The sequence below is a fragment of the Aureimonas psammosilenae genome (assembly GCF_009176975.1).
In the GTDB taxonomy this organism is placed as follows: domain Bacteria; phylum Pseudomonadota; class Alphaproteobacteria; order Rhizobiales; family Rhizobiaceae; genus Plantimonas; species Plantimonas psammosilenae.
Genome location: NZ_WEZG01000004.1, coordinates 182,023 through 194,607, shown reverse-complemented (window position 1 = coordinate 194,607; position 12,585 = coordinate 182,023). Strand labels below are relative to the sequence as shown.

14 protein-coding genes and 1 pseudogene are annotated in these 12,585 nt (G+C 65.3%); 5 read left to right on the top strand and 10 right to left on the bottom strand.

What is annotated here, in order from left to right; translation table 11 throughout:
• Nucleotides 1-4 precede the first annotated feature (4 nt).
• Nucleotides 5-1,120 (bottom strand): metallophosphoesterase, encoded by a 1,116-nt coding sequence (locus F9929_RS09655; protein ID WP_152046348.1) that lies wholly within the window; start codon nucleotides 1,118-1,120, stop codon nucleotides 5-7.
• Nucleotides 1,121-1,316: 196 nt separating this feature from the next.
• Between F9929_RS09655 and F9929_RS09650 the strand changes: the two genes are divergently transcribed.
• A complete protein-coding gene (locus tag F9929_RS09650) occupies nucleotides 1,317-1,502 on the top strand; it encodes a hypothetical protein (protein WP_152046347.1) in 186 nt (61 codons plus the stop codon).
• A 25-nt stretch (nucleotides 1,503-1,527) separates the two neighbouring features.
• Here F9929_RS09650 and F9929_RS09645 read toward each other — a convergent pair whose 3' ends face one another.
• A complete protein-coding gene (locus F9929_RS09645) occupies nucleotides 1,528-2,787 on the bottom strand; it encodes a serine hydrolase domain-containing protein (RefSeq protein ID WP_235919162.1) in 1,260 nt (419 codons plus the stop codon).
• 434 nt (nucleotides 2,788-3,221) lie between these two features.
• On the opposite strand from F9929_RS09645, the gene F9929_RS09640 reads away from it, so the two are divergent.
• The gene (locus tag F9929_RS09640) at nucleotides 3,222-3,701 is read left to right on the top strand and encodes a GNAT family N-acetyltransferase (RefSeq protein WP_235919190.1); all 480 of its coding nucleotides are present in this window, start codon (nucleotides 3,222-3,224) and stop codon (nucleotides 3,699-3,701) included.
• Nucleotides 3,702-3,942: 241 nt separating this feature from the next.
• Complete coding sequence (locus tag F9929_RS09635) at nucleotides 3,943-4,134, top strand: hypothetical protein (RefSeq protein ID WP_152046346.1); 192 nt, start codon at nucleotides 3,943-3,945, stop codon at nucleotides 4,132-4,134.
• A gap of 6 nt (nucleotides 4,135-4,140) precedes the next feature.
• Here F9929_RS09635 and F9929_RS09630 read toward each other — a convergent pair whose 3' ends face one another.
• The 4 genes from F9929_RS09630 to F9929_RS09615 form a co-directional block, all read right to left on the bottom strand.
• On the bottom strand, nucleotides 4,141-4,923 hold the full coding sequence (locus F9929_RS09630) for an anti-sigma factor family protein (protein WP_235919161.1): 783 nt from the start codon (nucleotides 4,921-4,923) through the stop codon (nucleotides 4,141-4,143).
• Nucleotides 4,907-5,455, bottom strand: coding sequence for a sigma-70 family RNA polymerase sigma factor (locus tag F9929_RS09625; RefSeq protein WP_152046344.1), 549 nt, complete (start codon nucleotides 5,453-5,455; stop codon nucleotides 4,907-4,909). The genes F9929_RS09630 and F9929_RS09625 overlap by 17 nt, the downstream gene beginning before the upstream one ends.
• A 219-nt stretch (nucleotides 5,456-5,674) precedes the next feature.
• Nucleotides 5,675-6,313, bottom strand: a complete 639-nt coding sequence (locus F9929_RS09620) for a LysE family translocator (protein ID WP_152046343.1) — start codon at nucleotides 6,311-6,313, stop codon at nucleotides 5,675-5,677.
• Between the two features lie 316 nt (nucleotides 6,314-6,629).
• The gene (locus F9929_RS09615) at nucleotides 6,630-6,881 is read right to left on the bottom strand and encodes a hypothetical protein (protein ID WP_152046342.1); all 252 of its coding nucleotides are present in this window, start codon (nucleotides 6,879-6,881) and stop codon (nucleotides 6,630-6,632) included.
• A gap of 211 nt (nucleotides 6,882-7,092) precedes the next feature.
• Between F9929_RS09615 and F9929_RS09610 the strand changes: the two genes are divergently transcribed.
• Complete coding sequence (locus F9929_RS09610) at nucleotides 7,093-7,785, top strand: CHASE3 domain-containing protein (protein WP_210251320.1); 693 nt, start codon at nucleotides 7,093-7,095, stop codon at nucleotides 7,783-7,785.
• Nucleotides 7,786-7,937: 152 nt separating this feature from the next.
• Here F9929_RS09610 and F9929_RS09605 read toward each other — a convergent pair whose 3' ends face one another.
• The 3 genes and pseudogenes from F9929_RS09605 to F9929_RS09595 form a co-directional block, all read right to left on the bottom strand.
• The gene (locus F9929_RS09605) at nucleotides 7,938-8,903 is read right to left on the bottom strand and encodes an IS481 family transposase (protein ID WP_152046340.1); all 966 of its coding nucleotides are present in this window, start codon (nucleotides 8,901-8,903) and stop codon (nucleotides 7,938-7,940) included.
• Between the two features lie 56 nt (nucleotides 8,904-8,959).
• Nucleotides 8,960-9,606, bottom strand: a pseudogene (locus F9929_RS09600) (IS5 family transposase); the annotation flags it as partial.
• A 271-nt stretch (nucleotides 9,607-9,877) separates the two neighbouring features.
• A complete protein-coding gene (locus tag F9929_RS09595) occupies nucleotides 9,878-10,708 on the bottom strand; it encodes a helix-turn-helix transcriptional regulator (RefSeq protein WP_152046339.1) in 831 nt (276 codons plus the stop codon).
• A gap of 98 nt (nucleotides 10,709-10,806) precedes the next feature.
• Between F9929_RS09595 and F9929_RS09590 the strand changes: the two genes are divergently transcribed.
• Nucleotides 10,807-11,709 (top strand): SDR family oxidoreductase, encoded by a 903-nt coding sequence (locus F9929_RS09590; RefSeq protein WP_152046338.1) that lies wholly within the window; start codon nucleotides 10,807-10,809, stop codon nucleotides 11,707-11,709.
• Nucleotides 11,710-11,763: 54 nt separating this feature from the next.
• On the opposite strand, the gene F9929_RS09585 is transcribed toward F9929_RS09590, so the two are convergent.
• Nucleotides 11,764-12,537, bottom strand: coding sequence for an SDR family NAD(P)-dependent oxidoreductase (locus F9929_RS09585; protein WP_152046337.1), 774 nt, complete (start codon nucleotides 12,535-12,537; stop codon nucleotides 11,764-11,766).
• Between the last annotated feature and the right edge of the window lie 48 nt (nucleotides 12,538-12,585).

Below are 12,585 nucleotides of genomic sequence, written 5' to 3'. Positions count from 1 at the left end.
GCTTTCAGGCAGCGGGGCGCAGGGTGATGCGGGTCAGTTCGGGCGGCTTGCCGAGGCGCAGGGCGAAACCCGGCCAGAGACCCGTGCCGTTGCTGACGTAAAGCGTCATCTCGCCGACCCGGTAGGCGCCGGACACGAAGCCGTTGTTGGCGAGGGCGAACAGGCGATCGAGGCCGAGGATCATGCCGCCATGCGTGTGGCCGGACAGTTGCAGGGCCGCGCGCCCGGCGCGCTCGGGGGCATTGCGCGGTTGATGCTCCAGAAGGATCACGGGCGCGTTCGTCGGGGCGCCTGCCAGCGCCGCGTCGAGATCCGGGCCCTCCTGGCCGTTCGCCGGAGCCCTCAGATCGGCGAGGCCCGCAAGGACGATCCCGGCATCGCCGCGGCGCAGCACCGTGTGGCGGTTGGTGAGGTCGCGAAGACCGAGTTCGCCGAACCGACGCATCCACGCCTCGAAGCCGAAATAGTATTCGTGGTTGCCGGGGATCATCCAAACGCCGTCCCGCGCACGAAGCGCGCGGAGCGGCTCGACATCGGCCTGTCGCGCTTCCACCGAACCGTCGATCAGGTCGCCCGTCACCACCATCAGATCGGCGTCGAGCGCGTTGGCGCGCTCCACGACGGCGCGCGCCCAATTCCCCTGGAAAAGGCGGCTGAGGTGCAGGTCGGTGATCTGCAAAAGGCGATACCCGTCGAACTCAGACGGCAGGCCGCGGATCGCGACCTCGATGTCCTTGGGTTCGGGAACCCGCGTCGCCTGATCGACGGCGACGGCGGCCAGAACCATCGCGGTGACCGCTGCCCCATAGCGGGCGCGCGTCGAAACGATCGGCGTCCGCCGGCGGAAGGCGAGCCTGGCGAGGCCGACGAGATCGAGCGCGATCTGGATGATCGCCAGGAACAGGATCGCGCCGAAGGCCCAGTTGAAGGCCACCACCACGGCTTGCGGGAACTCGGGCGAAAAGACCGAGCCCGACGAAAGGCGGCTCCAAAGGTGATACTGCGATCCGAAAAGGAGCAGGGCACCGACCGCGATCTTCGATCGCCGCCGCCACGGCAGCGGCAGAAGGAAGCGCGCCAGCACGTAGAGGCAGGGTATCGAGAAGTTCAGGTGGAACATTCCAAGCTTTCGGTCGGTGACGCGCGAGTTCGCAGCGGAGGGCAGGTTCGGGACCGATCGCTCGCTGTCGAGTCCGATGTTCCGTGATTCTGGAGCGCGAACGCCGCCTGCCAAAGGGTGGAGCGAAAGATTGCGGTCACGCGAGCGAAAGGGCGCTGCCACGCGCCCTCGCGACGGATCTCGGCGCGTCGGCCAGTTGCCCGCGTTCTTCATCACGCCGATCATCGATCCGGCGCGCCGCACCACGCCTTCGAAAATCCGGGAACGAAGCGGCGCAAAACGCACCGACCTGACGGGCGAGATGTCTCGGCACGGGAAAAATCGCCGCGGCGGCGCGGCCTCTCGAGCGAGCTTCGTTCAGGCGGGACCTGTCCGCGCCTGAACTTCGCTCGATGTCGCCGGCATTCTCAATCCAGCGCTTTGGCCACGGCGTCGAAGAAGGCCAGGGGATCGACGGGCTCCTTGTCGGTGGGCTTGGGCTGCGCGCCGAAGGTGACGATCACGACGTTGCGCGTCGGGTTGATGTAGATGTTCTGTCCCTGGATGCCGACCGCAGCGAAGGCCTTGTCGGCGATCGACGCTTCCGTCCATCCGGTCCACCACATATAGCCGTAGTCGAGCGGCTTGCCGTCCTTCAACCGCGTCGGCCGGGAGGCCTCGTCGCGCCATCCCTCCGGCAGGATGGACGCCTCGCCGATCCGCCCCTCGTTCAGAAAGAACAGGCCGAACCGGCCGTAGTCGCGCAGCGTCGCGCTGATGCCGCTGCCGCCGATCTCGCTGCCGTCCGGGGAGTCCAGCCACCAGGTGGCGTCGCTTTCCATGCCGTAGGGCTTCCAGATCTTTTCCGACAGATACTCGGCGAGCGGCTTGCCGACCGCGCCGCGCACGATTTCGCCGAGGACCTGCGTTTCGCCTGTGCTGTAGTTGTTGACGGTGCCGGGCTCGGCGGCGCGCGGCAGGCTCGCCATCAGCTTCATCGCCGATCCGGGCTTTTGCGCGATCTGCGCCTTCAGGAGCGCGCGGCGGTCGGAGGCCGGGTCGGTATAGGTCTCGTTCCATTTCACGCCCGACGACATCATCAGGACGTCGCGCAGGGTGACGCCCTCATAGGCGCTGCCCTTCAAGGCCGGCACATGCTCGGTGACGGAAGCGTCGAGCCCGGCGATCCGGCCTTCCCGAATGGCGATACCCGCGAGCGTCGAGGTGATGGACTTGGCGACCGACATCGACATCCAGCGCGTATCGGGCGTGTTGCCGCGCTGGTAGGTTTCGAAGGCGATCTTGCCGTTTTTCAGAACCAGAAGCGCGGTGAAGCTGTCGAGCGCCATCACGTCGTAAAGGTCGTAGAACTTCTCGCCGACGCCGAACGAGACCTCGCCCAGTTGCCGCTCGGCGCGCGGCAGCTCGCGAACCGCGCCGCCGGCCTCGATCCGGCGGGTGGGAAACAGGCGGTCGATGTTGCGGAAGGTCGCCACCGCGTCGTCCGGCAGAAGCTTTCCGTTGTAGATTTCCTCCACCGTGCCGATGCGCCCGCCGCTTTCCGGGCGGGCTGCGTCCTGCGCCAAGGCCGGTCCGACCGCGCCCAGAACCGCGCCGACGGAAAGCCATGCGGCCGGCATGCCCATGCGCGCGCGGATGCCTCGAACTACTTGCGTCAAGATCGGCATCGTCCTCGTTCCTCCCGAATGCACTGGCCGATAGTTTCGGCAAAGATCGGCGCGACGCAAGCGCGCTTTCCCGATCGCGGCGATGGGGCGCGAAAGGAGCCTCGTCGATCGAGGTGGATGGCCTTCCGCGTCGAAGGCGGTCACCCTGCCTCGCATGGATCAACCCTTGACGCTGCTGGGCGAACCGATGATGATCACTCCATGATCGAGCATCGCCTCACGCACGCAATCATGCCCACTCGGCTTGCCGGGTGTGCGGGACACGTGCGGCACTAGGCCGAAGCGATCAGTTCCGTAAGACCCGCCGCCACGGTGACGGGTCTGCAGGCATGGCCATCATGCCTCTGTCCCGTCCGGCTCAGCCAAGGATGAAGGACGAATCCACGATGCCCCAGCCCGAACCTTCGCAGAACCAGAGCCGGCTCTAGCCGTTTCTGCGCGCCTCCCGCCCGGACGATGCCGAGCGGCTGACCGCCATCGCCAACATGCCGCTTGTGCGGGCCGGAACGCTGCGTCCGCCCTTCGGCCGCGTCGAGGACACGAGGCGCTGGCTCGAAAGCGGAAACGCCGACCGTCTGCACGTCGTCGCGGTGCTGGGCGATCTCGTCGTCGGGAATGGGGGGCTGGAGCGGCTCGGCGGCCGACGCCGCCATGTCGCCAGCCTCGGCATGACGGTCGCCGACGACCATGCCGGGCGCGGGATCGGCACGGCGTTACTTCGCGCCCTGGTCGAGGCAGCCGACGACTGGCTGGACATTCGCCGCATCGAACTGACGGTGTTCGCCGATAACGCGCCGGCGATCCGGCTCTACGACAAAGCCGGTTTCGAGACCGAAGGCACGCTGCGCGGCTACGCCTTTCGCAACGGTCGCGACGCGGATGTCCTTGCCATGGCACGGCTGCGGAAGAGCTGAGAGCGGACAACTCGCTGGCGAACGCCGCTCAGTGGCGAAGACCGCTCCTCGTGGTGTCGTCCTCCGCCGATCCGGTCCGGCCCTTCGCAAGACGAGGCGAGCACGGCTTGTAGCTCGGAAGCTCAGCTCGGATGAGAGTGCCGACGGAATAAATCCAGCTCGCCGCCTGTTTCGAAGGGAGGGACCCGAGCTCAGGACCGAACGCATCTCCCGCATGCGAACGGACCGCGCGGAAGGGAGGATGGAATTGCGCAAGATACGCTGCCGAAACGGTCTGCAACGGGAGGACGTTTTCCTGTTGCTGATGGTGCTTGCCGACGCAATGGAGGCCGGCGACACCCTGCCCGCGCTCGATCTGACCATGCTGGTCGAACCGCAGTCGCTTCGCTCGGTCGCGAAGGGCGCGCAGCCGGCCGCGCCCGCCGATGCCTGAGCGGCGTCAGGGTCGCGGTGCCGTGCGCGACGCGAAGATCGTCGCGAATTGGCGGAGTTCGGCACGGTTCAGGTCGGACACGGCGAAATAAGTGAGATCGCCAGCGTCCCAGCGCTCGACATTGGAGCCTTCGCGCCGGGCGAGCGCCGCAACATCCGGCGCTTCCTTGCGCGGAACGACGGTGACGCTGATGACGTGCTCGCGCCGCCGGTAGACGAGCGTCGGCACCTTCTCGCCATCGACGATGTCGATCCGCCCCCCGGCCAGCGCAAAGCCGTCGGGGCCAAGATCCGGCGCGTCGGGCGCGATGCTCGTGCGCCCGTTGAACCACGGCTTCACGACATGCCTGTCGGAGGACGCGATGTCGAAGGGTTGCGGCGCGGCAAGCGCGCGAAGGTGCCCGGCATACAAGGCATCGAGCACCCGGTCCTGGCTTCGGGATGCCTGCCCTGCGAGCGAAAGGCCGTAGCCGAGCGCGCCTCCGGCCAGAAGTCCGATCAGCAGCATCGCTGCCATCGCCCGCCAGGGTTTCGGTTCGCGCCGCGTCGGCACGACGGCGACCTCGTCGAGACGCTGCGCGATCCGGGCACTGAGACCTTCCGGAACGGGCGGCTCGGCGAGAAGCGGACGGACCGCCCGCGACAACCCCGCCAGATCGTCGCGAAGGCGCCGCAGAACCGGATCGCCGTCGAGCCTCAGCTCCATGTCGATCGCTTCGGCGGGGGACAGCTCGCCATCGAGATAAGCGGCGAGCATCAGATGGGTCTTGTCGTCAGGATTCATCGGCATCTCGCTCCAGCCGGAGGAGAAGATGCTGGCGCGCCCGCGCCAGCCGCGACATGACCGTGCCGATCGGCACGCCGCTGATCTCGGCGATCTCCCGATAGGTGAGGTCGTGATATTCCCTGAGAACCAGAACCTCCTTCATGGCGATCGGAAGCCCCTCGACGGCGCGCGAAAGCCGGAGGGCTTCGTCCTTCGCGATCAGCATGTCTTCCGCGCTGGGGAGGGCCGCGGATTCATGGCTGCCAGTCTCCAGGATGCGTTGATCCTTCCATTGTAATTGCTCGCTGGACAGAAATATTCCCGGCCGATGCTTTTCCAGCCACGAATAACAGGCGTTGCGCACGATCGTCAGGAACCAAGCGCGGACATTGTTCTCGACCAGCCGCTCCAGACCGAGAAACGCCCTGAGGCAGGCCTCCTGCATCACGTCTTCGGCATCCGTCGGGTTGCCCGTCAGCCAGCGGGCGAGGCGGAAGCCGTCGTCGAGACGCGGCAGGATGAGACGATCGAACTTGGCCTTGGAATCGGCGCTCAAGATGGAAAAGCCGCGTCGCGCCGTTTGCGGCGGCCGATAGCGCGGTCGAACGACCGTTCGCGGGGAAACCGGCCGAGGGTCCGGACCATCCGTATCGGCATGGCGATGTTTCCGTTCAGCGAAAGCGTTCGTCGATGGGGAACAAGTTGCGGATGCCGCCGAGCATGCAACGTCCGGCCGGGATTGGCCAGATGCATCGTTGTCGAACGGTTCCCCCCTTCACGACGGAAACGGAATGCGCGTCGCCAGAACGGCGCTGATCGCCACCATCAGCCCGCCGCAAAGGCCGCGCTGGACGACGAGCACGCGGGGACATCGGCGGACCAGCCGGCCGATGCGCTCGGCCGCGAGGGCGACGGAGCCGAGGGTCACGAGACCGGCCAGCTTGTGCAGGAGGCCGAGCGCCAGCATCTGCAGCCAGATCGGTCCCGCATGGGGATCGACGAATTGCGGCAGGACGACGAACAGGAAAAGAAACGACTTCGGATTGGTGAGGCTGCTGAACGCGCCTTCCCAAAGCGCTGCGAGGAGGCCGACCGGCCGCCCCTTTCCCGGATCGAGGACCGACAGCCTCGTGGTCATCATCCGGAAGCCGAGATAGCAGAGATAGGCGGCGCCCACCGCGCGAAGGATCAACATGGCCTCGGGCCGCTCGCGAAGGAGGGTACCGAGCCCGAGAACGAGCAGGCCGAGCTGGATCGCGCCGGCGATCACCACGATGCCCGCGATCGTGGAGAAGGCGATCCGGCCGCCATGCGAGATGCCCCGGTCGAGGATCAGCAGCATGTCCGGACCGGGCGTCAGTTGCAGGGCCATCAGGCCGAGCGCGAACGGCAGGAGGAGTTCGAGCGGAGGCATCGCCGGCGCACGCGAGCTTCAGGCAGACGCGCGCGACGTCACGCCGCCCACCGGGTCGCGAGCGTTGCGCCGTCCTTGGAAACCTTCGAGTGATGCCGCATGCGCCCCCTCCCCGAATGGCAGTGCCTTCGCGAAAGAAACCGGACCCCCAGGCGCTTTATTCCCCGCCCCCATGCGGAAAACGGCGATGGATAGCGAAATTCATCATGCCCGTGACGAGACCTGTCGCTTCACGGGCGCGAGCGCACCGGCCGACAGGGCTGTCGGACATGTGTTCGGTCGACCCTGGGAAGCGTTGGAAATCTCGAACGGAGAGCTAGGTGGGCTCTTGTCCGTTTCCCTTCTTCGGAAAGCTCGCGTCATGCTTCGATGGCTGCAGTTCGGCGATTCCCATGCGTGCGAAGGCGACGGCCGGGCAGGTTTGCGGATGTTCGAAACGCTCGGCGACGAAGCTCATAACGCCAATCAGGCGACACCCGAGCAGGTCTGCAAGGTCACCGACGTCGCCGCGCGCGTCCGGCCGCTCCTCTTCAACCTGCCCGGCGACCAAGATGTCGAAGCCGGGCATCTGACGGTCTCCATAGGCTCGGTGTCACGGCGACCGATGCGGATGGATCGAGCGACGCCGATACGGTCGAGGTGCCGGTGAGGGGCGCGCGGGAGCGTCCGCGACGCGGTCCGAGCGCAGCGCTCTGGCGCGATGATCATTCGGCTCGCTCCTGGCCCCGTCATGGCATTCCGGGTGGCCGTCTCGGGCCCGACGCGAACGGACGCAGATGGTGAGCGTCTGGTCGTGGCGGGCGGTGCGCGAGCACTATCTGACGACGCCCGTGCTTTTGCGCTCGATCCCGGTCGGAATCGTGATCGCGGCGGGCGTGATCGCCACCACCTGGACCCACCGCCTGCTCAGCGACCACCAGGGGCTGGTGGTTCATACCTATGAAGCGATCGATACCACCAAGGACGTCCTGATCGGGCTCGACGACGCGGAAACCGGCCAGCGCGGCTATCTCCTCAGCGGCGACCGGCGCTATCTCGACCCTTACGACAAAGCTCTCGACCGCCTTTCGACGCTGCGCATGACCCTCTCGGCGCAGATCGCCGACAATGCCGGACAGGTGGCGCGCGTCGGACGATTGAACGAGCTGGTCGACGGCAAGCTCCACGAACTGGCCGCGTCGATCCGGCTGCACGATACTCAAGGCTTCGAGGCCGCTCGCCGACGCGAGGTCGCTATGATGGAACAAGCGACGATGGACGCCATCCGGCATACCATCGGCGACATCACCGAGAACGAGAAGGCGTTGCTGGCATCGCGGCAAACGAAGGTCGAGAGGGACGAGCAGCGCATTCGCTGGGTGGCCATTCTGATCGCCATAGCCTCGTTCCTGACCCGCGCCGGCATCGAAGTCTATCTGGCGCGAAAGGGATCGGACGCGACAGCGCCCGCCAGGTCTCGCGCGGCCAACTAGCCGGATAAGGTCGGTTCCGCGCTGAAATGTTGACTTACCTCGGCAGCAGGCCCCCGGAGCGAACAGGCTCCTTCCGGCCCTTCAGCGCAAGATCAATCCCACGGCGATGACGGCGGCGACATGCAAAGCGTCCCGCTTTTGTCGGATACGGTCTAGCTGTTTAGTCCCGGCATTTGATGGATTGGATCGAGCGTGAATCGTTCCGGTTCAGAAGTCCACTGTTTGCAGATGAACTCGTACGGGGTGAGCCCTTTGAGGGTCTTCAGCCTGCGTGCAAAATTATAGGCTGAGACGAAGTTCGAGAGATGCGTTTCGAACTGTTGGTGGTCGTCGTAGTGAAAGCGTTTGACGGTAGCCTCCTTGATCGTGCGGTTCATCCGCTCGACTTGGCCATTGGTCCAGGGGTGCTTCACTTTCGTCAGTCGATGTTCGATGCCGTTCTCCCGGCAGCGCATGTCGAACATGTGCGTCATGTACCGGGCGGTCGGCCCATCGGCGTAGCGGGGCGGGAACGTGAACTGGATGCCATTGTCGGTGAGCACCGTATGGATCCGGTAGGGCACCGCTTCGATCAAGGCGATCAGGAAGGCAGAGGCAGAGGTTCGTCCGGTTTTGCGCACGACCTGGACGAAGGCAAATTTGCTCGTGCGATCAATGGCGACATAAAGGTAGAGCTTGCCTTCGGCCGTTTGAACTTCGGCGATATCGATGTGGAAGTAACCGATCGGATAGTGCTTGAACTTGGAGCGACGCGGCTTGTCGCCTTCGACATCAGGAAGGCGGGAGATGCCGTAGCGCTGAAGACACCGGTGCAATGATGACCGCGTCAGATGCGGGATCGATGCCTGAAGCGCGTAGAGGCAGTCGTCGAGCGGCAGCAGCGTGTGGCGGCGGAAAGCGACGATGACGGCTTCGTCCTCGACCGACAGCACCGTCGACTTTGGCTCAATCGGACCGCTTCTGCGATCGGCCGTCGAGGTCCGCTTCTTCCACTTGGCCACGGTCTTCGGGTTGATGCCGTAGCGCTTGGCCAGAGATCTCAGGCTCTCTTGACTATGCTGTATCGCTCGACGGACTGCCGCTGTCGTTGCGGCGCTTGCGTGGTGAACCTGGCCCACAGTGCCTCCTTCCACTCCTGCGAAAAGATTGCACCATCAAATCCTGGGATCAAACACATGATCTCGATCCGGTTGCGGCGTGTGTTGCGGCGTTTGTCGTGTTTGATGGGCTCGTTGCGCGATTTCCGGCCCGGGATACAGGGCTTGATGCCCTTCTCCTCCAGCGCGTCCCTGAACCAGTCGGCATCATAGCCTTGGTCGGCAAGCAGCCATTGAGCCTTGGGCAGATTGTCCAGCAAGGCTGCCGCCCCGGTGTCGTCGCTGATCTGGCCAGCGGTCATGAAGAAGCTCAAGGGACGGCCGTTGGCATCGGTAACAACATGAAGCCTGGTGTTCATGCCGCCCTTGGTTCGGCCAATCAGGCGGCCGAGATCCCCCTTTCTACCGCTAGGCTCGACGCCGTGCGGTGCGCCTTCAGATAGGTCGCGTCGATCATCACCGTCTTGCGCTCAGCGCCCGCCGACAGCCCTTCCATCATGCGCGTGAAGATGCCCATCTGACCCCAGCGCTTCCAACGATTGTAAAGCGTCTTATGCGGGCCGTAATCCTTCGGCGCATCCCGCCAGCGCAGCCCGTTGCGATTGACGAAGATGATCCCGCTCAGCACGCGCCGATCGTCTACCCTCGGCCTGCCATGGCTCTTGGGAAAATACGGCTCGAGCCGCGCCATCTGCTCGTCCGTCAGCCAATACAGATCGCTCATATTCGGTGTCCTTGCGGAGCCTGAATCAGATCGCGCCTTCCACATCAATGGATCCTGAACCCTAGACCGTTCGGGACGAAGCGTCCCGTGGAGTGGTCCCATGCAGCGGATCGCCGTACCTTTGCGGTCGGCACCGAAGGCCTGCGCCGTGCGAACCAACGCCAGAGCAGCAGGGCCTTGGCATCCGTGCGCCTTTCGTGAGCGGCAGAATGCGAGGGCGCTCCGAAGGCCATCCAAATGACGTATCGATCGCGTGGATCATGAGCGCAGGCTATGACGCAGCCGTTTTGAGAAAAGTCCGTATCCGCGTTGCTTCCGCGTCCGTCGCGGGATTGTAGACGACCATGCCGAGTTCGGGACGCCCATCGACGGCGAAGGCAGAGAATTCCAGTTCCACCAAGCCGAGTTCTGGGTGGTGCAGCCGCTTCACGCCTTCGCCGTGGGCGATCACCTCGTTGTCACGCCAAAGCGCGTCGAATTCCGGGCTGGTTTGCGAAAGCTCTTCGACGAGTTGCGTGATCTCGCGGCTTGCGCCGGCCCGCGCGGCATCGGCGCGGAACGCGCCGACCACGAAGCGCGCGACGCTTTGCCAGTCGTCCTGCCGAGCCCGCACCCCCGCATCGGCGAAAACGAGCCTCAGGATGTTGCGTTTCTCTCGCGGCAGTTTGGCATAGTCGGTGAGAAGCATCGCGGCCGCACGGTTCCAGCCGACGACGTCCCAGGTCGCCGTCTTGACGATCGCCGGACTGATCTCGAACGCATCGAGGAGACGCTGCAAGCGCGGCGTGACACCCTCGACGGGCTTGTAGCGCGCTTCGGGCGGTCGGCCGAGACCGAGCATGAAGAGATGCTCGCGCTCCGGCTCCGTCAGCATCAGCCCCTTGGCGATACGATCGAGCACGTCGGCCGACGGCGCTCCGCCGCGCCCTTGCTCGAGCCAGGTGTACCAGGTCGGGCTGATATTGGCGCGCTGGGCGACCTCTTCGCGCCGCAACCCTTGCGTCCGCCGCCGTCCGCCGGCGAACCCGAACGTCGCCGGGTCGAGCCGCGTCCGGCGATCGCGAAGATAGATCCCGAGCGGGTTGGCGGTCGATACGGTCACAAGGCGATCCAGTTGGCGATTATACCCTGATAAGATCACTACTTTAACACGGTAAGCGACAGCGCGACATCTGCTGCCGACGATACTGGAGATGTCCCATGCGTGTATTTCTGACTGGTGCGACCGGCTTCATCGGCTCGCGGATCGTGCCCGAACTCATCGAGGCCGGACATTCGGTGCTCGGCCTTGCGCGGTCCGATGCGGGCGCGCGGTGGCTGGAGGAGGCTGGTGCGCAAACCTTCCGAGGCGATCTCGATGACGCAGCCGGGCTGGCCCGAGGTGCCGAGAACGCGGATGCCGTGATCCACACGGCCTTCGACCATGACTTCTCACGCTTCGTCCAGAACTGCGAGAAGGACCGAGGCGTGATCCGAGCGATCGGCGAGGTCCTCGCCGGCTCCAAACGCCCGTTCTTGATCACCTCCGGTATCGGCATGGGAAGCCCGGGCCATGGCGAGCCTGCGCGGGAGGACGTGCTCGATCGCGAGCATCCGAACCCTCGGATCGTGTCGGAGCTTGCCGGTATCGAGGTGGCTGAGAAGGGCGTTGGAGTGGCCTATGTCCGGCTGTCGCAGGTCCACGACACGCGCAAGCAGGGCCTCGTCACGCCGTTGATCGATCTGGCTAGCGAGAAGGGCTTCTCGGCCTATGTCGGAAACGGCGAGAACCGATGGCCGGCGGCGCCGATCGAGGATACGGCCCGTCTCTACCGATTGGCGTTGGAGAAGCACGAGGACGGCGCGCGCTGGCATGCTGTCGCGGAAGAAGGCGTTGCGGTTCGCGAGATCGCCGAAACGATCGGCGCCGGGCTCGCCCTCCCGGTCAGGTCGCTGATGCCCGACGAAGCGTCGCCGCATTTCGGCTGGCTTGCCGGCTTTGCCCGGATGGACATGCCGGCGTCGAGCACGTGGACGCGCGAGCGCCTCGGCTGGCGGCCCGAAGGTCCCGGCCTCATCGAGGACCTGCAAGGCATGGACTACGGTTCGTTCCAAACGCGTTAGGGATCAAACGGCCACAACGGCGTCGCATCCGAAAACCGGATGCGCCGCGGCGCTTCACCAGCAGCTATAGCCGCCGTCGGCCGTGACGATCGAGCCGGTCATGAGGCTCGACGCCTCGGAAGCGAGGAACAGGATGACTGAGGCGATCTCGTCGGTGCGGCCCATCCGGCCCATCGGCGTGCCGCCGATCCAGTGCTTCATCAGTTCCGGGTCGTCATAGACATAGGCGGTCAGCGAAGTCTCGATATAGGTCGGCGCGACGGCGTTGACGCGCACGCCCCGCGAGGCCCATTCGGCGGCCAGCGACTTCGTCAGGTGATGCACGCCCGCCTTCGAGGCGTTGTACTGCGCTTGTTCCTGCGGCCGGTTGACGACGAAGCCGGACATCGAGCCGACATTGACGATATTGCCGCTGCCGCGCTCCAGCATGGCCGAGCCGAAGGCGCGGCAGCACCAGAACAAGCCGTTGAGATTGACGTCGACGACCTTCAGCCAGACATCGTCCGTCATGGTCTCGGCCGGACGGTTGCTGATGGCGATGCCGGCATTGTTGACGAGGATGTCGACGCGGCCATGCTTCTGGATGACGGCCTGCCGGACGCGCTCGACATCGTCGGAGCGCGTCACGTCGAGGCTCATTCCTTCGGCCGAGCCCCCGCTCTGGCGGATCTTTTCCGCCGCCGCTTCGGCTGCCGCGCCGTTCATGTCGGTGACGACGACGTGGGCGCCGGCTTCCGCCAGCGCTTCGGCGGTGGCTTGGCCGATGCCCTGGCCCGCGCCGGTGACGACGGCGATCTTGTCGGTCAGCTTGAAGCGTTCGAGATACAAGAGGCTTCCTCCGGTTTCATTATTCGTCGGAAAGACGAGGGTTGTTCA

Coding starts and splice junctions, on each gene's coding strand:
- F9929_RS09635 (WP_152046346.1), top strand. CDS start 3,943: ATGGAATTGCGCAAGATACGCTGCCGAAACGGTCTGCAACGGGAGGAC.
- F9929_RS09620 (WP_152046343.1), bottom strand. CDS start 6,313: ATGCCTCCGCTCGAACTCCTCCTGCCGTTCGCGCTCGGCCTGATGGCC.
- F9929_RS09590 (WP_152046338.1), top strand. CDS start 10,807: ATGCGTGTATTTCTGACTGGTGCGACCGGCTTCATCGGCTCGCGGATC.
- F9929_RS09615 (WP_152046342.1), bottom strand. CDS start 6,881: ATGCCCGGCTTCGACATCTTGGTCGCCGGGCAGGTTGAAGAGGAGCGG.
- F9929_RS09655 (WP_152046348.1), bottom strand. CDS start 1,120: ATGTTCCACCTGAACTTCTCGATACCCTGCCTCTACGTGCTGGCGCGC.
- F9929_RS09630 (WP_235919161.1), bottom strand. CDS start 4,923: ATGCCGATGAATCCTGACGACAAGACCCATCTGATGCTCGCCGCTTAT.
- F9929_RS09645 (WP_235919162.1), bottom strand. CDS start 2,787: ATGCCGATCTTGACGCAAGTAGTTCGAGGCATCCGCGCGCGCATGGGC.